This window comes from Streptomyces sp. NPDC050416, assembly GCF_044458845.1.
Classification (GTDB): domain Bacteria; phylum Actinomycetota; class Actinomycetes; order Streptomycetales; family Streptomycetaceae; genus Streptomyces.
The window spans coordinates 66,587-87,041 of sequence record NZ_JBITII010000014.1 but is presented as its reverse complement, the minus strand read 5'-3'; the positions used below and the strand labels follow the sequence as shown (position 1 = coordinate 87,041).

18 protein-coding genes, 1 tRNA gene, 1 other RNA gene and 1 pseudogene are annotated in these 20,455 nt (G+C 72.1%); 13 read left to right on the top strand and 8 right to left on the bottom strand.

The window, feature by feature from the left end:
- Positions 1-14 precede the first annotated feature (14 nt).
- The 3 genes from ACIBL4_RS34750 to ACIBL4_RS34740 all read left to right on the top strand — a co-directional run bounded on the left by ACIBL4_RS34750 (position 15) and on the right by ACIBL4_RS34740 (position 4,948).
- The gene (locus tag ACIBL4_RS34750; RefSeq protein WP_399415769.1) at positions 15-482 is read left to right on the top strand and encodes an MSMEG_6728 family protein; all 468 of its coding nucleotides are present in this window, start codon (positions 15-17) and stop codon (positions 480-482) included.
- Between the two features lie 195 nt (positions 483-677).
- On the top strand, positions 678-3,323 hold the full coding sequence (locus ACIBL4_RS34745; protein WP_399415768.1) for a hypothetical protein: 2,646 nt from the start codon (positions 678-680) through the stop codon (positions 3,321-3,323).
- Between the two features lie 5 nt (positions 3,324-3,328).
- The gene (locus ACIBL4_RS34740) at positions 3,329-4,948 is read left to right on the top strand and encodes an ABC transporter substrate-binding protein (RefSeq protein WP_399415767.1); all 1,620 of its coding nucleotides are present in this window, start codon (positions 3,329-3,331) and stop codon (positions 4,946-4,948) included.
- A 6-nt stretch (positions 4,949-4,954) separates the two neighbouring features.
- Here the strand turns inward: ACIBL4_RS34740 and ACIBL4_RS34735 are convergent, their stop codons facing one another.
- Entirely contained in the window at positions 4,955-5,539 is a 585-nt protein-coding gene (locus tag ACIBL4_RS34735) for a TetR/AcrR family transcriptional regulator (RefSeq protein WP_399415765.1), read from the bottom strand.
- 82 nt (positions 5,540-5,621) lie between these two features.
- Between ACIBL4_RS34735 and ACIBL4_RS34730 the strand changes: the two genes are divergently transcribed.
- The 3 genes from ACIBL4_RS34730 (at position 5,622) to ACIBL4_RS34720 (ending at position 7,202) form a co-directional block, all read left to right on the top strand.
- Positions 5,622-6,044, top strand: coding sequence for a DUF1707 domain-containing protein (locus ACIBL4_RS34730; RefSeq protein WP_399415763.1), 423 nt, complete (start codon positions 5,622-5,624; stop codon positions 6,042-6,044).
- A 91-nt stretch (positions 6,045-6,135) separates the two neighbouring features.
- Entirely contained in the window at positions 6,136-6,471 is a 336-nt protein-coding gene (locus tag ACIBL4_RS34725) for a helix-turn-helix transcriptional regulator (protein WP_274817472.1), read from the top strand.
- Positions 6,471-7,202: a cation transporter gene (locus ACIBL4_RS34720; protein ID WP_399415762.1), complete on the top strand. Its 732-nt coding sequence runs from the start codon at positions 6,471-6,473 to the stop codon at positions 7,200-7,202. The genes ACIBL4_RS34725 and ACIBL4_RS34720 overlap by 1 nt, the downstream gene beginning before the upstream one ends.
- Positions 7,203-7,247: 45 nt before the next feature.
- Here the strand turns inward: ACIBL4_RS34720 and ACIBL4_RS34715 are convergent, their stop codons facing one another.
- Both ACIBL4_RS34715 and ACIBL4_RS34710 read right to left on the bottom strand, forming a co-directional pair.
- A complete protein-coding gene (locus tag ACIBL4_RS34715) occupies positions 7,248-7,715 on the bottom strand; it encodes an ArsI/CadI family heavy metal resistance metalloenzyme (protein WP_399415760.1) in 468 nt (155 codons plus the stop codon).
- A gap of 28 nt (positions 7,716-7,743) precedes the next feature.
- Positions 7,744-9,105, bottom strand: coding sequence for an NAD(P)-binding domain-containing protein (locus ACIBL4_RS34710; protein ID WP_399415894.1), 1,362 nt, complete (start codon positions 9,103-9,105; stop codon positions 7,744-7,746).
- A gap of 152 nt (positions 9,106-9,257) precedes the next feature.
- Here ACIBL4_RS34710 and ACIBL4_RS34705 point away from each other — a divergent pair, with 152 nt between their 5' ends.
- Complete coding sequence (locus ACIBL4_RS34705; RefSeq protein ID WP_399415759.1) at positions 9,258-9,662, top strand: ArsR/SmtB family transcription factor; 405 nt, start codon at positions 9,258-9,260, stop codon at positions 9,660-9,662.
- Between the two features lie 19 nt (positions 9,663-9,681).
- Here ACIBL4_RS34705 and arsB read toward each other — a convergent pair whose 3' ends face one another.
- A complete protein-coding gene (gene arsB / locus ACIBL4_RS34700) occupies positions 9,682-10,770 on the bottom strand; it encodes an ACR3 family arsenite efflux transporter (protein WP_399415758.1) in 1,089 nt (362 codons plus the stop codon).
- On the bottom strand, positions 10,767-11,075 hold the full coding sequence (locus ACIBL4_RS34695) for an ArsR/SmtB family transcription factor (protein WP_399415756.1): 309 nt from the start codon (positions 11,073-11,075) through the stop codon (positions 10,767-10,769). Before ACIBL4_RS34695 ends, arsB begins: the two co-directional genes overlap by 4 nt.
- A gap of 46 nt (positions 11,076-11,121) precedes the next feature.
- Here ACIBL4_RS34695 and ACIBL4_RS34690 point away from each other — a divergent pair, with 46 nt between their 5' ends.
- On the top strand, positions 11,122-11,529 hold the full coding sequence (locus ACIBL4_RS34690; RefSeq protein ID WP_399415754.1) for an arsenate reductase ArsC: 408 nt from the start codon (positions 11,122-11,124) through the stop codon (positions 11,527-11,529).
- Between the two features lie 290 nt (positions 11,530-11,819).
- Here ACIBL4_RS34690 and ACIBL4_RS34685 read toward each other — a convergent pair whose 3' ends face one another.
- Together ACIBL4_RS34685 and ACIBL4_RS34680 are read right to left on the bottom strand one after the other, a co-directional pair.
- Positions 11,820-12,245 carry a hypothetical protein gene (locus ACIBL4_RS34685; RefSeq protein WP_399415752.1) on the bottom strand — a complete coding sequence of 142 codons (426 nt, stop codon included), beginning with the start codon at positions 12,243-12,245 and terminating at the stop codon, positions 11,820-11,822.
- A complete protein-coding gene (locus ACIBL4_RS34680; RefSeq protein WP_399415751.1) occupies positions 12,242-12,520 on the bottom strand; it encodes a CopG family transcriptional regulator in 279 nt (92 codons plus the stop codon). The genes ACIBL4_RS34685 and ACIBL4_RS34680 overlap by 4 nt, the downstream gene beginning before the upstream one ends.
- 802 nt (positions 12,521-13,322) lie before the next feature.
- On the opposite strand from ACIBL4_RS34680, the pseudogene ACIBL4_RS34675 reads away from it, so the two are divergent.
- Positions 13,323-13,604: pseudogene (locus tag ACIBL4_RS34675) on the top strand (site-specific integrase); the annotation flags it as partial.
- Between the two features lie 64 nt (positions 13,605-13,668).
- Here ACIBL4_RS34675 and ACIBL4_RS34670 read toward each other — a convergent pair.
- Positions 13,669-13,756, bottom strand: a tRNA-Ser gene (locus tag ACIBL4_RS34670).
- A 72-nt stretch (positions 13,757-13,828) separates the two neighbouring features.
- On the opposite strand from ACIBL4_RS34670, the gene ffs reads away from it, so the two are divergent.
- From ffs to ACIBL4_RS34650, 4 genes are all read left to right on the top strand, one after another.
- Positions 13,829-13,925: signal recognition particle sRNA small type (ffs, locus tag ACIBL4_RS34665), an RNA gene on the top strand.
- 72 nt (positions 13,926-13,997) lie between these two features.
- Entirely contained in the window at positions 13,998-16,544 is a 2,547-nt protein-coding gene (locus ACIBL4_RS34660; protein ID WP_399415750.1) for a DNA polymerase III subunit gamma and tau, read from the top strand.
- A 143-nt stretch (positions 16,545-16,687) separates the two neighbouring features.
- Positions 16,688-17,938: a phosphoribosylamine--glycine ligase gene (gene purD, locus ACIBL4_RS34655; protein WP_399415749.1), complete on the top strand. Its 1,251-nt coding sequence runs from the start codon at positions 16,688-16,690 to the stop codon at positions 17,936-17,938.
- Between the two features lie 458 nt (positions 17,939-18,396).
- Positions 18,397-20,385: a hypothetical protein gene (locus ACIBL4_RS34650; RefSeq protein WP_399415893.1), complete on the top strand. Its 1,989-nt coding sequence runs from the start codon at positions 18,397-18,399 to the stop codon at positions 20,383-20,385.
- The last annotated feature ends 70 nt before the right edge of the window (positions 20,386-20,455 follow it).

The window sequence follows — 20,455 nt, the reverse complement described above, 5'->3', positions numbered from 1 at the left end:
CCCGGACGGACGTCGTGCAGACCTTCCTCCCTCACCCCGGCTTCCGGGAGTCGGCCCTGGTCCTGGACCGCCGCCGGCTCGGCAAACAGCGGGTCGAGGCCTTGCAGGTGCTGCGCGGCCTGGTCGTACCGGGGTATGGCTGGCGCCACCACCCGGCCGTCCGGATGTGGGCCGGATACGAGGAGGCCCTCGTCCGCTACGGCTTGGAGATCTGCCGCGTCTGGCGCGAACAGGGCCGCCAGGACAGCTGCGCGGCCACCCTGGTCGCAGACCTCGGGGTGATCCGCCCGCACGCCCCGGTCCGCGAGCAGCACGTCCTGGCGGCCGAGGGCGAACTGCCCCCGTGGCTGGGCGACACCCCCTTCCACCACAGCCACCGCTCGGCCCTCGTCCGCAAGGACCCCGCCACCTACGCCGACCTCTTCCCCGGCGTCCCGGACGACGTGCCGTACGTGTGGCCGGTGTCGGACCGGCCGGGGTAGGACCGGTCGGCTTCGGACTGGCCGGGGTAAGGACCGGTCGGCGTCGGACCGGCGGCCGCGTGGGCCTTACGGCCAACTTCCTTCCGTGCCGCCCCCGTTGTCCGATCAGACCGTTCCGTGTTCCACTGGATCTTTTCTGGCACATCGGTCACCGGTCACCCGCTCCCGGGCGGGCAGGCACTCCGTGGGGGAGCCGTGTGTGAAGAACTGGGGTTCGAGAAACTCCTCGGCGATGAGGGCTTCTTCGCGCGGCTGCTGGGGCGGGCGCCCTCGGGAGCCGGCCGGGACCTGCTGTACGGCCCCGACCTGCCCGTCGTCCTGCTGACCGGCGGCCCGGGCATGGGCAAGGGCCGGCTGCTGCGCGCCGTACGGGACCGTTTCGCCGCGAAGGTGCCGGTGATCCACCTGGACTGCGCCTCCCCGGTGTACGCGGACCGCGCGGACCCGGAGCCCGGCGCCCGCTCGGCCACTACCGAGGCCCTGGTCGAGGTGGCCCGGCGGCTGTGCACCTGGCAGGGGACCGGCGGCTCGTTCGCCTTCCCGCGTCTCTTCACGGGCCTGGCCATGATCGCGACCGGCGTCGCGGAGGGCACGCCCGAGGCGGTCGCGACGGAGGCCGAACGCTACGAGGACCTGGCCCAGAAGCAGCGCCTGCGCGGGCTGGGCACCGGCGACTTCTGGCGCGGTGTCCTGCGTGGCACCATCCGCAACCTCCTGACCACCCTCGGGCAGGCGCTCGACCCGTACTCGGCGGCCGTGAGCAACGCCCTCCTGGACGCCCTGTTCGAGGGGCTCGCGCCCCGGGGCAGGGCGGAACTGGGGCGGATCTATGGCGCGTATCCCGGCGCCGCCGGGCAGCCCAGGATCGGGCTGCGCATCCTCGCCGCCGACTTCCGGGCCGGCGGCGAGGCACGCGAGGTCGCGGAAAGCTTTCTCTTCCGGGCCCTGCGCGAGGACCTGGAGGCGGCGTACGCCTCACCCGCGGGCTGGCTGCGCCGGGTCGGCCGCCCGGGCCTGCTGCTGGACCACGCCGAGTCGCCCCTGGGCGAGCAGCTGCTGCGCGGCGTGCTCGCGGACCGGCGGGGCGGACAGCGCGACCGCGTGGTCATCGTCGGCACGGCACGCCGGCCGGACGGCGGCGCCTTCCTGCACGGCGGCCTGCCGCCCGAGGAGTCGACGCCCCCGGCGGAGTACCGCCCCGCCGACGGCGCCCCGCCCGCCTGGTCCCGCCGTACGGACGAGGGCGCGGACCGGGCACCCCTGGCCGACGGCGTGCTCCTGCTGCGGATGCCGCTGCTCACCGGCGACCAGCTCCGCCGGGAGACCGTACGAAGACAGCAGCGCGCCGAGCCGGAGGGCGGCACGAACCGCCGCCGTATCGACGCCGCCGTGGCCCGGCTGAGCGGCGGCCGGCCGCACACCGTGATCCGCCTGGCAGAAGCCGCCGCCGCCTTCCGCATGCCGGCGGACGCCAACGACCGGGACATCCTGGACGCCCCGTTACGGCTCCCCGGCGACGACCCCCTCGAACCCCCCGTCGCGGACGTCCTCCTGCGGGAACTGATCCTCGACCAGTTACCCGTACGGCTCCCGACCGAGCACCACGACCACTGGCTCGACCTCCTCACCCACCTGTCGGTGGCCCACGACACGGAGTGCGCGGACGTCCTGCTCCGCCACCACCAGCAGGGCCACGTCCACCACCTGACCGCCCATCACGTCGCCCGGCTCCTCACCGACACGGGCTGGCCCAGCTGCGAACGCCACTTCATAGGCGACTTCGGCCTCCGCCAACTGCTGGTGCACCGGCTGTACGGATTACGCCCCGACGGGGCCGCCTGGTACGCCGACCATCACCTACTGCGCGACCACTATGCGCGGCGTGCGGTGGGGGGTCGGGGGAGCGCGGCGCTGGGTGGTGCGGCTCCGGGTGGTGCGGCGTCGGGTGGCGGGGCTTCGGGTGGTGTGGCGTTGGGTGGTTCGGCGTCGGGTGGTGGAGTGCTGGGTGGTGGGTCGCTGGCTGACGGGTCGCCGAGTGGCGGGGTACTCGGCGGTGCGGCCTCGCACGGCGGGGTGCCGGACGGCGGGGCCGTGCGCGGTGGTGTGCCAGACGTAGGGGCCTCGCGCGGTGGAGAGCCGGGCGGCGCCGCCGTGCGCGGCGCGGATCGGGACGGCGGGGCGTTGCGCGGCGGCGTGCCGGACGGCGAGGCCCCGCCCCCGGGCGCGCCAGGCGAGGGGGCGCCGGGCGCCGGAGGCCGGCGCACCGGAGCCTCACCCGGCGCCGCGTGGGGCGGCGGCGGAGCGTGGCGCGGCGGCGCGGCCCGGGCCGGCAACGGCCCCTGGGGAAGCGGAGCCCCCGGCAATGAGCCCTGGGGCGGAACCCCCGGCGGCGGTGCCTTCCGCTCGCTCACCGCCCACCGCATGAACCACCACCTGGTCTCCGGCGGCGTGGACGACGTCGTCAGCCACCTCGCCGCCACCCTCCCCGGCCGCCCCCGCGAGTGGTGCGCGGAACTCCTGGAGATCGCCCAGGCGCCGTACCCGGGCGGGGCGGACGCCCGGCGGGAACGCGCTCAGGGCCTGGTGCCCGTGGACGGCCCCCCGCTGCGCCGCACCGTCGACCAACTGCTGCACGCGGTCTGGCTCTGCGAGGAGCGGACCAGGCCGACCGGCAAGGAGACCGCCCGTACCCTCGCCAAGCTGCTGGACCTCCTGTCGATCATGGACTTCGAGGGCGCGGGCCTGCTCAGCAGGACGGCGACGGACTGGAGCGGACTCGCGGAGAACGAACAGCCCCTGTTGCGCTGCACCTGCACCGAACAGCTCCGGAGAAGGAGATAACGGGCATGCCCAGATGGCGGAAGATCCTCTTCTCACTCCTGGGCGCGGCGGCGCTCGCGGCCGGTCTCGTGCTCGTCTACCTGCTCGTCACCAGGCCGGACACCTGCGCGGACGGTGTGGAGCGGATCGACGGCGAGTGCATTGGCGTCAACGGCGAGGGTTACGACTTCGGCACCCCGGAGATCACCGACGTGGCCCGGGCCATCGCACGCGAGAACAAGAGGATCGAGAAGCAGCCGTACGTCACGGTCGCGATGATGCTGCCGCTCCAGTCGGACCGGGAGGCCCTGCGCCGGCAGATGCGCAGTGACCTCCAGGGCGCGTACCTGGGCCAGCGCCAGGCCAACGCGGGCGAGGGCGAACCCCCGAAGATCCGCCTGGTGCTGGCCAACCCCGGGCAGGACTACGGCCGTCAGGCGAAGGTCGTCGACACCCTGCTGCGGATGGCCGCCTCGCCCGAGGACCGGCTGCGCGCGGTCACCGGCTTCAACCTGAGCCTCGCCGCCACCGAGGCGGCCGTCGCCCGGCTGACGGAGAACAAGATCCCGGTGCTCGCGGCCCGGATCAGCGGAGACCGGATCGCCAACGAGGACCGGCCGGACGGGATGGCGAAGCTCCGCTTCCCGGGCCTGGCCCGCATCCTCCCCACCAACCATGACGCGGCCCAGGCCCTGGCCAACTTCAACGGCGAACGCGGCCGCCAGAATCTCAGGACGGTCCTGGTCTACGACAAACGCCCGGACGGCTACAACGAGTCGCTGGCGAAGGCCTTCAGCAGGATCGAGGAGAAGGGCCCGGCCGGCCCCGCCGCGATGTCGTTCGAGTCCCCGTCGATCGACGAGGCGGGCTCGACCGGCAACCAGTTCACCCAGACGGCCAACAACATATGCGACTCCCGGGCCGACACGGTCTACTTCGCGGGCCGCACCCTCCACCTGCGCATCTTCGCGCTGAAGCTCGCCGAGGTGGGCTGCAAGGACCGCCACTACACCATCGTCAGCGGCTCGGACGCGGCCTCGCTGCGGCAGGACATGACGGAGCGGGACTGGGCCAGACTCCGCGGCGACGACGGCAGGCCGAAGGTGACGGTGCAGTACGCGGCCCCCGCCCACCCCGACGCCTGGACGACGGAACTGACGGCCTGGACGAAGAAGTACAGGGCGACCCACGACCGCGAGCCGGCCGACCGGGACCTCCCCCAGTACCTGACCGAACCGAAGGCGGCCCTGGACGCCCTCAGGCAGCAGATCGGCGCGACCGAGAACGAGGGGATCAAGCTGGGCTCCGCTCCCAACCTGGAGGACTCCCGGACGATGCTCGTCCACGACGGCCTCATCACCATCGGCAAGGCCCTCCACCAGGCCCAGAAGAACGACCCGGAGTCGGTCCCCACCCGCGAGGACGTGGGCCGCCAGTGGCCCCTCCTGCAGTCCCGCCACCGCGTCCAGGGCACCAGCGGCCTGATCTGCCTCACCACGGGCGGCAACGCCTACGACAAACCGGCCTCGATCGTCGAACTGGACCCGGGCCGAAAGGGCCGCGGCACCCTGAAGTTCGTCGGCCTGGGCTGGCCGACGGGCAAGCCGCAACCGCAGAACTGCGTCATCCCAAGCAGCACTTCATGACGAACTTCATGAACCGGCCGCCCGTTCCGGAAGCAGGGCGTCCAGGGCCCGGTCCAGGACGGTGAGCAGGTGCTCGCGCTCCTGCGGGGTGTAGAGCATGCGCAGGGCCAGCCCGTCGGACACCGCGATCACGGCATCGGCGAGGACGGCCGCCCCGCCCCCGTGCCCGGCGCTCTCCAGCCAGGCGGCCAGTGCCTGACGGATGTCCTGGTCGACCTGCTGCCGGATCGCGGCGAGGCGGGGGTGGTGCGCCGCGTACACGGCGAAGGCGAGCTGCGTCGTGGCCTCGGCCCGCCGCTCCACGTCCACGGGAAGCGTGGTCAGGATCAGCTCCCGCAGCGCGCGCCGCAACGGCAGCGAGGTGTCCACCCCGGCCATCCGGCGCTCCACCCGCTCGCCGACCAGCTCGGCAGCGAAGGCGAGCATCTCGTCCTTGGTGCGGAAGTACTTCTGCACGGCCCCGGCCGAGCGGCCGGACGCGGCGGCCACGGTGCGCACGCTGACCTCGTCCAGGCCGCGGTCGGAGACCAACTGGAGCAGGGCGGCACCGATCTGACGCCGCTGTTCCTCCCGGTCGACGGTCCTGGGCATCGTCACGCTCCCCTTTTAAGATACAGTCGTATTCTAAAGCGCCGCAGGTCGGGTGCCCCACGGTGCCCGAGAGGGGACAATGATGGACGACCGGCACGAGCCCGCCCCGCCCGTGCTGCGGGTCTCGGACAGTGACAGGGACAAGGCGCTCGCCGTACTGGCCGCGGCGCTGGCCGAGGGCCGGCTCGATCCGCCGGAACACGGGGCCCGCGCCCAACGGGCCCTCAAGGCCCGCACGACCACCGAACTGGCCGCCCTGACAGCCGACTTGCCCACCCCCGCGCTCACCCGCGCCGACCGGGACCGTAAGGACCTCCACGACTGGCTGACGGAATGGCGCTACTGGCTGGGCGCAGCGGTGATCCTCTCCGCCGTCTGGGCCGCCCGCTGCGCCCAGCGGGGAGAACTGACCCACTACTGGCCGGTCACGCCGCTGGCGGTGTGGGCGGCGGTCCTGATCGCCCTCGCGATCTGGCCACGCGGGTCGGACGACGACGAGGGCTGACCGGGCCGCGAGCAGGCGGATCGCCTGCACGGATCACACCGACCGACGGTACAAGGTTTCCTGAATTCAGGAAACAATGTACTCTCGCGCTGTGCTGACTGTTGCCCCCGACATCGAAGTGCTGGCCCGGTTCGGCCGCGCGCTCGCCGATCCGATCCGCTGCCGCATCCTGCTCGCGCTGCGCGAGGCCCCGGCCTATCCCGCCGATCTCGCCGACACACTCGGCATCTCGCGCACCCGGCTCTCCAACCACCTCGCGTGCCTGCGCGACTGCGGACTGGTCGTCACCGTGCCCGACGGCCGCCGCACCCGCTACGAACTGGCCGACGAGCGCCTCGGGCACGCGCTGGACGACCTGCGCGCGGCCGTGGTGGCCGTCGAGACCGACCGCACCTGTGCGGAGGCCGACGACAAGGGATGCTGCTGATGACGGCGATATCCCTCGCCCCCTCACCGGCCCGCCGAGAGGAACTCGCCCGGCGTGTCCGGCTGCTGGTCACGGTGACGATCGCCTACAACGTCATCGAGGCGATCGTCGCCCTCACCGCCGGCACCCTCGCCTCCTCCACCGCCCTGATCGGCTTCGGCCTGGACTCGGTCATCGAGGTCTCCTCCGCCGCCGCGGTTGCCTGGCAGTTCTCCGCCCGGGAGCACGCCGTGCGAGAGGCGCGGGAGAAGACGACCCTGCGGATCATCGCGATGTCCTTCTTCACGCTCGCCGCCTACGTCACCGTCGACGCCGTCCGCGCGCTGACCGGGTCGGGGCCGGGGGAGGCGGAACGTTCCGTTCCCGGCATCGTGCTCGCCGCCCTGTCCCTCGCGGTCATGCCGTTCCTGTCGGCGGCCCAACGCCGCGCGGGCCGTGAACTCGGCTCGGCCAGCGCGGTCGCCGACTCGAAGCAGACGCTGCTGTGCACGTACCTCTCGGCCGTGCTCCTGGCCGGTCTGGTCCTCAACGCCACCCTGGGCTGGTCGTGGGCCGACCCCATCGCCGCCCTCGTCATCGCGGCCATCGCCGTCAAGGAAGGCCGCGACGCCTGGCAGGGCAAGGGCTGCTGCGCCCCCTCGGCCGGGCCGGCCCCGGTCGCCGGCGCTGACACGGACGCGGACGCGGAGGGATCGTGCGACTGCCGCCCGGCCTGCGCTTGCTGCACCTGACCCCACCCCGGTCACGGCGCGGTGCCGAGGTCGGCCATCGGCGGATCAGCAGCAGCCGCTCGCGGCGGCCTGTTCCCCGGCGCCGGTTCCGGCCGGGTCCGGGTCGGCGCAGCAGGTACTGCCCCGCTGCTTGGCCAGGGAGTCGGCGTCGGCCTTGACCACGTACACCTCCCAGGGCTCCCCGCCGGGACCGCGGACCCAGACCTTGTCCTGGACGGCGTAGCAACAGGTCGTGTCGTTCTCCACGTCGGTGGCCAGGCCCGCCTCGCCCAGACGTGCGGTGGCGGCGTGCACCGCCTCGGCCGTCCCGACCTCGACGCCGAGGTGGTCCAGGCGGGTCGTCTCGCCTGCGGTGCCTTCGATGAGAACGAGCTTCAGCGGAGGCTCGGCAACGGCGAAGTTGGCGTAGCCGTCGCGGAGTTTGGCGGGTTCGGTGCCGAAGAGCTTGGTGTAGAAGGCCACGGACTCGGCGAGGTCGGGAACACGGAGGGCGAGCTGGACACGGGACGTCATGGCGAACCTCCTGGAGCAAAGGGGGAGTTCAGCAGCCGCCGGACGGGATGGCCGGGGTGCCGGTGCCGATCTGCAGGGTGGCCGGGGCGGCGCAGCAGCCTCCGCCCTCGGCGGCGGCCGTGCCGGGCTCGTCGAACAGCCCGGCCCCGCCGCACACACCCGTCTCGGGCAGGGTCAGTTCGACCCGCTCGGCGGCCTCACGGTCACCGGCGAGCGCGGCGGTGACGGAGCGGACCTGCTCGTAGCCGGTCATCGCGAGGAACGTGGGGGCACGGCCGTAGGACTTCATGCCGACCAGGTAGACGTCCTGCTCCGGGTGGGAGAGCTCGTTCACGCCGTGCGGGTAGACGGTGCCGCAGGAGTGGACGTTGGGGTCGATGAGCGGGGCCAGGGCGGTGGGCGCCTGGAGACGGTCGTCCAGGCCCAGGCGGAGCTCGGAGAGGAAGGACAGGTCCGGGCGGAGACCGGTCAGGACGATCACCTCGTCGACCGGATCCAGGCGGCGCCCGTCCTCGGCGACCAGGACCAGCCGGTCCCCGTCCCGCTCGACGGCCTGCGTACGGAACCCGGTGACCGCGCTCGCGTGGCCTTCCTCCACCGCGGCCTTGGCGCGCAGGCCGAGGGCGCCCCGAGCGGGCAGCTGGTCGGCTTCCCCGCCGCCGAACGTGGAGCCGGTGATACCGCGGCGCAGGACCCACGCCGCGTGGGTGCCCGGCTCCTCCTGCGCCAGGTCGGCGAGGGCGGCGAGCGCGGTGAAGGCGGAGGCTCCGGAGCCGACGACGACGGTGCGCCTGCCCGCGTACCGGGCGCGGACGACCGGGTCGCCCAGGTCGGGGACGCGGTAGGAGACGTGTCCGGCGGCGGCCCTCTCGCCGAGGGCGGGCAGCCCGTCGGCGCCCAGCGGGCCGGGGGTGGACCAGGTGCCCGAGGCGTCGACGACCGCGCGAGCGCTGATCCGTTCCTCGCGGCCGTCGGCCCACCGGATGTGCACGGCGAAGGGCTGCGCGTCGCGGCCGGAGTCGACGACGCCGGTCACGGTGGCGCCGTAGCGGACCTTGTCGCCGAGGACGTCGGCGAGGGGCTGGAGGTAGTGCTCGGCCCAGTCTCCGCCGGTGGGGTACGTGGAGCCGTCAGGACGTGTCCAGCCGGTCGGCGCGAGGAGCTTCTCCGCGGCCGGGTCGATCACCTCCGACCAGGTCGAGAACAGCCGTACGTGCGCCCACTCGCGCACGGCCGTGCCGGCCGACGACCCGGCTTCCAGGACCAGCGGTTCGATGTCCCGCCCGATGAGGTGGGCGGCGGCAGCAAGGCCGACCGGCCCGGCTCCGATGACCACGACGGGCAGCTGACCAGTGGGTAGCTGACCAGTGGGCACGCTGTCGTTCGACACGGACACGAGATTCCCCTTTTTGATTCGACATCTGTCGATGCCTGCGCTGCCAGCGTCCCACCTGCTTCGATAGTCGTCAACATAGACATTCATCAAACCAAGGTCGAGCCCTCCCCTGGCCTCTTTGGTTCGACACATGTCAACATAGATGCATGTCGAATACGCGAGTGCTGCCGCTACTGGACCTCGAGGTCTCCGAGGTCTCCGAGTTCGCTGAGGCCCCCGAGGCCGTGGCACCGTGCTGCCCGCCCCTCACCGAGCGCCCGTTCACCGCGGAGGAGGCGGAAACGGCCGCGCGGATGTTCAAGGCCCTGGGGGACCCGGTGCGGTTGCGGCTGTTCTCGGCGGTGGCCTCGCACGAGGGCGGGGAGGCGTGTGTGTGCGACATCTCCGACGTCGGCGTCTCGCAGCCGACCGTCTCCCACCACCTGAAGAAGCTGAAGGAGGCCGGCCTGCTGACCTCCGAGCGGCGCGGAACCTGGGTCTACTACCGCGTCGAGCCGTCCGTGCTGTCCGCGATGGGCAAGCTGCTGACCATCCCGTCGGCCGCAGCCTGACCCACCACCGGAAACACGATCAGGCTGAGCCCTTGGCGCCGAAGTTCCGCCGCCAGGCCAGCGACACGTACACGAGCGCCACCAGGACCGGCACCTCGATCAGCGGCCCGACCACGCCCGACAGGGCCTGACCGGAGGTCACGCCGAAGGTGGCGATGGCGACCGCGATGGCCAGCTCGAAGTTGTTGCCGGCCGCGGTGAAGGCGAGAGTCGCGGTGCGGTCGTAGGCGAGGCCGATGGCCTTGCCGAGGGCGAAGGTGCCGAACCACATCACCGCGAAGTACACCAGCAGCGGCAGCGCGATACGGGCCACGTCCAGCGGCTGCGAGGTGATCGTCTTCCCCTGGAGGGCGAAGAGGATGACGATCGTGAAGAGCAGCCCGTACAGCGCCCACGGCCCGATCGCGGGGAGGAAGCCGTTCTCGTACTTCTCCCGGCCGAGCCTCCGCTCACCGACGCGACGGGTGAGGAAGCCGGCCAGCAGCGGGACGCCGAGGAAGATGACGACGTTCAGGGCGATCTTCCCCATGGAGATGTCCAGCTGCTCCCCGTCGCCCAGGCCCAGCCAGCCGGGCAGCAGATCGAGGTAGAGCCAGCCCAGCAGGCCGAACGCCACCACCTGAAAGACCGAGTTCAGCGCGACGAGCACGGCAGCCGCCTCCCGGTCACCGCAGGCGAGGTCGTTCCAGATGATGACCATCGCGATGCAGCGGGCGAGCCCGACGATGATCAGGCCGGTGCGGTACTCGGGCAGGTCCGGCAGGAAGATCCAGGCCAGCGCGAACATCACCGCCGGCCCGACGAGCCAGTTGATGACGAGCGAAGAGACCATCAACCTCTTGTCGCCGGTGACGGCGTCGAGCTTGTCGTAGCGGACCTTGGCCAGGACCGGATACATCATGATCAGCAGGCCGATGGCGATCGGCAGGGAGATGCCGCCGACCTCGACCTTGGCCAGAGCGTCGTCCAGGCCGGGGATGGCACGCCCCAGCCCCAGCCCGACGGCCATCGCGGCGAGGATCCACACGGCGAGAAAACGGTCGAGCGTCGACAGCTTCGCGACGACCGAGTACTCCCCGACGGTCGCGGCTGCTTCGGTGCGGGTCACGGGCAGGCCCTCTTCTTGCCGGCGGCGGTACGTGCGGACTCGGCCAGGTCGGCGAACTGCCCGGCGAGCCGGGCGATGACGTCCGGGCGGAGCTTGTAGTACATGTACCGCCCGCACGGCTCCGTCTCGACGACCCCGGCCTCGCGCAGCACTCTCAGATGGTTGGAGAGGTTCGTCTGCCGGGCACCGGTCTCCTCCACCAGGTGGGTGGTGCACAGCGCCTCTTCCGCGAGCAAGGTCACGATCCGCAGCCTGAGCGGATCGGCCAGGACCCGGATCAGGTCAGTGTCGGCTGATGTCAGCATGGGCTGATACTTTCACACCAGTGACCGGCTAACGAAGGAACAACCGATGTCCTCCAGCCCGCTCGCCTCCGTACTGTTCGTCTGCGTCCACAACGCCGGGCGTTCCCAGATGGCCGCCGGCTTCCTCCACCACCTCGCGGGCGACCGGATCGAGGTCCGCTCCGCCGGCTCCGTCCCCGGCGACCGGGTCAACCCCGCCGCGGTCGAGGCCATGCGGGAGATCGGCATCGACATCGCCACCGCCAAGCCGAAGATCCTCACCACCGAGGCGGTCCAGGCGTCCGACTACGTCATCACCATGGGCTGCGGCGACGCCTGCCCGGTCTTCCCTGGCAAGAAGTACCTGGACTGGACCCTGGAGGACCCGGCGGGCAAGGGCATCGAGGCGGTCCGCCCCATCCGCGACGAGATCAGGACGCGCATCGAGGCCCTGATCGCCGAGATCGATGGTTGATTGCCGAGATCCACGCCGGGCCCGTATCCGGTCCCGGCACCTGAGACCACACGCCGAAGGGCCCCACCGCAAGCGGTGGGGCCCTTCGACATCGTGCCCGGTGAGGCACTGGCGGAGGATACGAGATTCGAAATCGTGAGGGGTTGCCCCCAACACGCTTTCCAAATGTTCGTCTGCGGGTTCGGGGCGGGACGGGGGCGTTCTGACCTGGGGTGGAGTAGGCCATCGGACGGATGGTGGACGGCGCCGGACGGCGACGAATGAGACGAGAACTGAGACCAGGGCGCCGGTCATACTCGCTTGACGACGATCGATTCCGGAACCAGCTTCTCCAGGTCGTCCACGTCCGATGTGAAGATGGTGACCTGCCCTTTCTGCTGTCGGGCGATGATGGCGAGCACCGCGTCGATCGCGTACTTGTGGCCGTGAAGCTTGGCGTCGGACAGGAGTCGGCGGGCCTGGCGGGCCTCGTCCTTCCCGATGTCGGCGACTTTGAGCCGGGAGAGCACCCAGTCCCAGCGCTGCTCGGTGGTTCTGCCGTCGTACGCCTCCACCAGCGTCATGGGCGACGTGACTACTTCGGCTTCGCCCCGTGCTGCGAGATCGAGCCAGGCGATCATCTTCCGGTCGCCACGCACAGCGAGGAACAGCGCTTCGCAGTCGAGTACGAAGGCGCGCAGTGGCCGCTGCCCGTGCTCACTGGCTCGCTTGGTCACGCGGCCTCTCCGGCGTTGTGTCCTCCGGCGGTGAGGCGACGCTCGTGCTCGGCGTCGAGATGTTCCAGCTCCGAGAGTGCTGCCGCGCGCTCGTCCTCGGTGACCGCGCCGTGTTCCTCCTGCAGCCAGTCGACCAGTTCCAGCAGCCGGTCCCGATCGCGCTTGTATCGCAATGCTTCGGCCACGTACGCCGAAAGTCCCCGCTCAGCCGCCTCGGCGCGGATCTCGTCCAGGAGATCTTCGGGGATCGTCACCGTTACTTTCTTGGTTGCCATACAAGTCACCATACTCTTGGTGTGAATGCCCCTACCAGATTGCCGTGACCCGTAGGACAAGGAGGCCAATGGCCAATCCGTGAGCCCTGCACATGCGTGATCGCCGACTTGTACCGCTTCACTCGGCCACCGAGAGATGTTCGGTCGGCGAGCACCTCACGCTCTCGGAGGCGAAGGAAGCGGCGGCGGCACGGGATGCCGCTGATGCTGCTGTGCGGGATGCGCTGTGGCGGTGCGTGGGGCGCGATGCCCGAAGCGACGTGCCGAACTTGGCTCAGCGTGGCCAGTTGCTCGCGTTGTACTTCATCATCGCCTACCTGCGGAAGTCGGCCGCGAGAGTCTCAAGGAGGCTCTGCGTCGATGTCGCAGAGGTGAGGTCAGCCATGCTCGTCGGCGCGTTGTACGGGCTGGCACTGGCCGCTGAAGCCGGCGGGGTGTTCGTCCGGACTGCACTGGCTCGGCAGGGGCCGCTGCGCCAAGAGGGAATGCCAAGGCAGGCCGGGGTTCTACGACCACACGACCACGTGGCTTTCGCGGACCACCGGCAGGCCCGCTCTGGTATTCAACCAGCCGTACAGGCAGGTGGACCCGGCCGAGGTCTGGGATTACATCAGCGAGTACCCGTCTCTCACGGCCGAGGTCGGGCCGGAGAGTTGGTACGGCGCAGGTACCAGCGGTGTCTACATCTGGAATGACGGCAACCGTTCCGTGGCTGTTCGGCCGCCCCGTCAACCGCGCATCGAAGGGTTCCACCTCGCGGTGGGCCCCTTCGGAATCGTGCCCGGTGAGGCACTGGCGGAGGAGTGACTATCACTACTGGAAGCGGCTGCTGGAAGACGCGGGGGGTTCGGAACGCCCGGCTGCACGATGCTCGGCACACGGCCGCCACCGTGCTCATATTGCTCGGTGTCCCCGCCCGGGTCATTGATCGGGTGGAAGCCGGGCACCTCCGCAAGCATGCGGGCGAGGTACCTGGCACGTGCCGGACGCCATGCTCAAGGAGGTGGCCCGGAAGATCGCCGATGCCATCTGGGGAGCCCCGGACACACCCGCTGTGGACAAAAACCAGGACAACGAGGGCTGAGGACAACGCCGAAGGGCCCCACCGCGAACGGTGGGGCCCTTCGACATCGTGCCCGGTGAGGCACTGGCGGAGGATACGAGATTCGAACTCGTGAGGGGTTGCCCCCAACACGCTTTCCAAGCGTGCGCCCTAGGCCTCTAGGCGAATCCTCCGCCGGAAACATTACATGACCGAGAGGAGTGCTCGCGAACTCGTTCCCTGCCCCGGTCATCAGGTAGCCTTGGCGCAGCCCCTCACGCGGCGCTATCTGACTGAACTCCCCCAGGGCCGGAAGGCAGCAAGGGTAGGTTGGCTCTGGCGGGTGCGTGGGGGGCGTCTGCGTTCCGGGGGTCCGGGGCTCTGGGGTTCCTGGGGCGGGGTCGGTTGTCAGTGGGCGCCTATAACCTCGTATGCGTGTCGTCTCTCGCTCTGTACCGCCGCTATCGCCCGGAGACCTTCGCCGAGGTCATCGGGCAGCAGCACGTCACCGACCCGTTGCAGCAGGCGCTGCGCAACAACCGGGTCAACCACGCGTACCTGTTCAGCGGGCCGCGCGGCTGCGGCAAGACGACCAGTGCGCGCATCCTGGCGCGGTGCCTGAACTGCGAGCAGGGCCCTACGCCCACGCCCTGCGGTGAGTGCCAGTCGTGCCAGGACCTCGCGCGCAACGGCCCCGGTTCCATCGACGTCATCGAGATCGACGCCGCTTCCCACGGTGGCGTGGACGACGCGCGTGACCTGCGTGAAAAGGCCTTCTTCGGGCCCGCCCGCAGCCGGTACAAGATCTACATCATCGACGAGGCCCACATGGTCACGTCGGCCGGCTTCAACGCTCTGCTGAAGGTCGTCGAGGAGCCGCCGGAGCATCTCAAGTTCATCTTCGCGACCACGGAGCCCGAGAAGGTCATCGGGACCATCCGGTCGCGGACCCATCACTATCCGTTCCGGCTCGTCCCGCCCGGGACCTTGCGGGAGTATCTCGCCGAGGTGTGCCAGAAGGAGGCCATCCCGGTCGAGGACGGCGTCCTCCCGCTCGTCGTACGCGCCGGTGGCGGGTCCGTGCGTGACTCCATGTCCGTCATGGACCAGCTGCTGGCCGGCGCCGCCGCGGACGGTGTGACGTACGCCATGGCGACCTCCCTGCTCGGATACACCGACGGCTCCCTCCTCGACTCCGTCGTCGAGGCCTTCGCCACCGGTGACGGGGCCGCGGCCTTCGAGGTCGTCGACCGCGTCATCGAGGGCGGGAACGACCCCCGCCGGTTCGTCGCCGACCTGCTGGAGCGGCTGCGTGACCTGGTGATCCTCGCCGCCGTCCCGGACGCGGCCGACAAGGGGCTCATCGACGCCCCCGCCGACGTCATCGAACGCATGCAGGCCCAGGCCGGCACCTTCGGCGCCGCCGAGCTGAGCCGGGCCGCCGACCTCGTCAACGAGGGCCTGACCGAGATGCGCGGCGCTCACTCGCCCCGTCTCCAGCTGGAGCTGATCTGCGCCCGCGTGCTGCTCCCCGCCGCCTACGGCGATGAGCGGTCCGTCATGGCCCGGCTGGACCGGATCGAGCGCGGCGTGAACTTCTCGTCCCAGGGCCCGGCCGGCATGCCCGCCATGGGGTACGCGCCGGGGCCCGAGGGGCATGGGGCAGCGGCGGCCGCTCCGGCGGCTGCTCCCGTTCCGCCGGGTGGCGGTCCGGCCGCGGCCCGGGCAGCGGTCCGTGCGTCCGGAGCGCCGGGTGGTGGGGGTCCGGGGAGTCCCGTGCCAGGGAGTCCCGGCCCCGGGGGCCCCGGTGGTGGCAGCGGCAGTGGCGGTCATCCGGCGGCCGGAGGCGGGCATGCGCATGCCCCCGCTGCGGCGGGTCAGGAAGCGCAGCAGTCGGCGGTTACGGGCACGCCCGCTCCCAGCGGGCCCGCCGCTCCCGCAGAACCCGCGCCCACCGGCAGCGCGGCCGACGGCTGGCCCGCCCAGCCCGCTCAGGCCCAGCCCGCCCAGCCGCCCCAGACACCGCCCGCTCAGACTCCGGCCCCCTCCCAGGCCCCCGCAGCCGCCTCCGCCCAGGCACCCGGCGCCTGGCCCACCGCGGCCTCCGCCGGCAGCGGCCGTCGCCCCGGCGGCTGGCCCACGGCCACCTCGAGCGCACCCGCACCCGCGCCCGCATCCGCACCCGCGTCGGCTTCCCCGGCAGCGAGCACCCCCGCCCCGAGCGCGCCCGCACCCACCAGCCCCCCACCGGCGTCCCCGGCACCGGCCCCGGCCCCGGCCGCGCCCGCCCCGGCACCCGGCGGTCTCGACCCCCGCATGCTCTGGCCGAACATCCTGGAAGCGGTCAAGAACCGCCGTCGCTTCACCTGGATCCTGCTCAGCCAGAACGCCCAGGTGACCGGCTTCGACGGCACCACCCTCCAGCTCGGCTTCGTCAACGCCGGTGCGCGCGACAACTTCCTGAGCAGCGGCAGCGAGGACGTGCTGCGGCAGGCGCTGGGCGAGCAGTTCAACGTCCAGTGGAAGATCGAGGCGATCGTCGACCCGTCCGGCGGCTCCGCGCCGCAGGCCCCGGGCGGCCCTTCAGGATTCGGAGGCGGCCAGGGCGGTCACGGCGGCGGCACCGGTGGCTACGGCGGTGGCGCCGGTGGCGGCTACAGCCCCGGCGGTGGAGGCGGCGGCTACAACGCCGGCAGCGGCGGCGGCACGGCGACCGCCCAGCGCCCCGCCCCGTCCCAGTCGGCGGCCCCCTCCACCCCCGCCCAGCAGTCGAGCACGCCCACCCGCGGCTCCACCCCTGCCCCCGCGTCCACCGCCCCTGTACCCCAGCCCTCCGCCCCGGCGCCCCGGTCCGTCTCCGTCGAGGACGACATCCCCGAGGACGACGATCCCGACCTCGACGAGTCGGCCCTCTCCGGCCAGGAGCTGATCGTCCGGGAGCTGGGGGCGACAGTGGTGGAGGAGTTCTCGAACGAGCCCTAGCCGCCCGACCCAGCCCCACCGACGAGCGGCCCCGGGCGACCAGCCGCAAACCCCCGTTTTAGAGGAACCTCCAACCCAACCCCCCCACCCCCTTCGGAAGCCCGCACAAAGGGAATCCGCCACCTCCCGTTAGGCTGACCCCCGTGAAGGTCCTCGTCATCGGTAGCGGCGCCCGCGAACACGCCCTGTGCCACTCCCTGTCCCACGACCCCGACGTCACCGCGCTGCACTGCGCTCCCGGCAACGCCGGCATCGCCGAGGTCGCAGAGCTGCACCAGGTCGACGCCCTGGACGGCACGGCCGTCACCACGCTGGCCACGCGGCTCGGCGCGGACCTCGTGGTCGTCGGCCCGGAGGCGCCGCTGGTCGCCGGTGTCGCCGACGCCGTCCGTGAGGCCGGCATCCCGGTCTTCGGCCCGTCCGGCCAGGCCGCGCAGCTCGAGGGCTCCAAGGCCTTCGCGAAGGACGTCATGGCGGCGGCCGAGGTGCCCACGGCACGGTCGTACGTGTGTACGACCCCCGAGGAGGCCGCCACGGCCCTCGACGCCTTCGGCGCCCCGTACGTCGTCAAGGACGACGGGCTCGCCGCCGGCAAGGGCGTCGTCGTCACCGACGACATCGAGGCCGCCAAGGCGCATGCCGCCGCCTGCGAGCGCGTGGTCATCGAGGAGTACCTCGACGGCCCCGAGGTCTCCCTGTTCGCCGTCACCGACGGCGAGACGGTCGTGCCGCTCCAGCCCGCCCAGGACTTCAAGCGCGCGCTGGACGGCGACGAGGGCCCGAACACCGGCGGCATGGGGGCGTACTCCCCGCTGCCGTGGGCCGACCCGAAGCTGGTCGACGAGGTGATGCAGACCGTCCTCCAGCCGACCGTGGACGAGATGAAGCGTCGCGGCACGCCGTTCTCCGGGCTGCTCTACGCCGGTCTCGCGATCACTTCCCGCGGCGTGCGCGTGATCGAGTTCAACGCCCGCTTCGGCGACCCCGAGACCCAGGTCGTCCTGGCCCGGCTGAAGACACCGCTGGCCGGTCTCCTGATGGCCGCGGCCACCGGCAACCTCGCCCACCTGGAGCCGCTGCGCTGGAGCGACGAAGCGGCCGTGACCGTGGTCGTCGCCTCGCACAACTACCCCGGCACCCCGCGCACCGGCGACCCGATCACCGGACTCGACGAGGTCGCCGCCCAGGACGCCCCGCACGCGTACGTGCTGCACGCCGGCACCAAGCGCGACGGGGACGCGATCGTCAGCGCGGGCGGCCGCGTCCTGTCCGTCACGGCCACCGGCAAGGACCTCACCGAGGCCCGCGACCGCGCCTACACGGCCGTCGGCCGCATCCGCCTCGACGGCTCCCAGCACCGTACGGACATCGCAGCGAAGGCGGCAGGCGCGTAACCGACCGACAGGCCATTCCGGCGCCCGGCGTTCACCACCCGGCGTCACCACCACGCGTCACCACCCGACGTCACCATCACGCACCAACACCCGGGTTCGCCACCGCGCGTCACCATCACCCGTCAACCCGGACACCCTGCGTCACACCAACGTGGGAAACCGCCCCGCTCGATGAACCCCGCAGGCCCCGGATCCGTCTCAGGATCCGGGGCCTGAAGTTTTCGGTATGCGGGGCCCGATCCTCGCTGTCCGTCATCCACCTTTCCCCAAAGCCATTCCATCGAGTGACCGATGTCCTATCCGGCTGACGGGCGGTGGAGCCCCAACTAGGGTGCGGCGCAAGCGTTCCGGCACTTGGCCCACCGGCATTGCGATGTCAGTGGCGGGTGCCACAGTGGGGGAGTGAGCAAGGAAAGCGTCAGGTCAACGGGGAGGGGGTGAGGTCGGTCGTGACCGGAATGGGTGTGGAGGCAGGCGCGCAGGCCGCGCGGGCACGAGCACTGGTCGTGCTGCGCATCCGCAGCCGCGCGCTGGCCGTCGCCCTGCTGCCCGCCGCCGTCGCCGTGATCCTGCTCGCGGCCGCCGCCACCGGCCGCCTCGCCGGCCCCGGCTGGGATGCCGTCCGCTGGATCCTGACGCCGGTCGCGGTCCTCGTGCTGCTCGCCGCCGCCGGTGTCGCCCTGGTCGTCGCCCGGGCCCGGCCCGCCATGAGCCCGACCATCCCGATCGCCGAGGAGTCGGCTCCGGACCTGTACCGGATGGTGCGCGACCTCGCCGACCGGCTCGACGTCCCCGCGCCCTCCGCCATAGCGCTCACGCCGGACTGCGACAGCTGGCTGGAGGACCGCACCCACCGGGCCCACGCCCCGCCCCCCGCCGAGGAGCACGACGACATAGCGGGCGGCGGCGGACACCCGCACCGCCGGCACCCTGTCGCGCCGGTCCTCGTCATCGGCTCCCCCTTCCTGTGGTGGATGCGGGTCGGCGAGCTGCGTGCGGTCCTCGCCCCGGTCGTCGCCGGTACGGGCCCCTCGGCGCACCCCGACATAGCCGCCGCCCGGCGCTTCGTCCGCGGCCTGGACGCCGCGGTGGCCGTGGCCTCGGCGCCGGATCGCCGGCCGCCGTCGCGGGCTGTGCTGGCCGGTATCGGCTGGGTGGCCCGGCTGCTGCTGCGCAGTTGCCGTGTGCACGCCGCCGAGATGGAGCGGGGCGTGGCGGCCGCGGCCGCGGAGCGTGCACAGGCTGTGGATTACGGGCTGCGGATCGTCGCCCAGGAGCAGGTGGGCCTGGCGTACGCGGGCTGGGACCGGCTGCTGACCCGGGTCGCCCTGCCCGCCTGGCGGATGGGCCGCTGGCCGTCCCGGCTGGACGCCGGTGTGGTGGCGGCGCTCACGGAGCTGTCCCGGCGCGACCGCCTGGCCGAGGGTTTCGCGTCCCGTCTCGGTGAGCGGCCCGCCTGCGATCTGCTGGAGGAGCCGGGCGCGGTCGACGAGGCCGCCTCCCTCCTCGCCGCCCGCCTCTTCCACGGCGGCCCGGCGGGGCCCGGTCCCGACTGGTCGCCGGTGGGCTGGAGCGAGTATCCGGAGGAGGTCGTGGACCGCAAGTGGCGCATCGACGCGGCCCGGCTCCACCGGGTCCTGGACGACATGGGCGTCCGCCCGGCCCCGGGGAGCACGGCCCCGAACACCGGCGGCCCGACGCTGTCCCGTGTCCTCGACCACCTGACGGACCAGGCCGGAGAACCCCCCTTCGCCACCCGGAGCCCCGAACCACCCCCGGACGACGAAGAGGACCTCGCGGGCACGACCCCCCGCAGCGCCACCCTCGCCGCCCGGCTCAGTGCCGAACTGTCCCGCGAGGAAGCCACCGCGACGCCGGGCCCGCCGACCGCCGCCACTTCGACCACAGCCACCTCGGCCACCACCCCCCCGACTGCCGCCACGTCGACCCCCAGCAACTCGGCGACCACCTCGGCCACCACCCCCCCGACTGCCGCCACGTCGACCCCCACCAACCCGGTGACCACCGCGGCCACCACCCCCGCGACCTCGGCCACCGCCCCCGCAACCCCGGCCACCACCCCCACGCCCGCGGCCGTACCGCCCACGAGCACCCCGGCCACCCCGGCCACCCCAACCACCCCGGACCTCGCTGCCCTCTGGGAGGACCGGACCCTCCCCCTCTTCCCCCTCCAGCCCCCGCGCACGGCCCGTGAACTGCTCGCCGACCACCTCACGGCGATGATCTGCTGCGCCGCCATGGACACCGCCGGCGCGACACCGGGCCTGGACTGGCTGGACGGCCCGACCCTCCTCCACAACGGCGAGCGCACCGCCGACCTGGCGCCCAAAGTCCTCACCCTGATCGAGGACGGCGACTCCACGCCCCTGCGGGCCTGGCTGGCCGAGCTGGGGATACGGCCCGAGAAGCCGGTCCGGCTCGGCTGACCCCGGGGCCGACTCCCGGAGTACCGACTTCCGCTTCTGGCCAATTCGAAACGAACAGTAACGAAGTGCG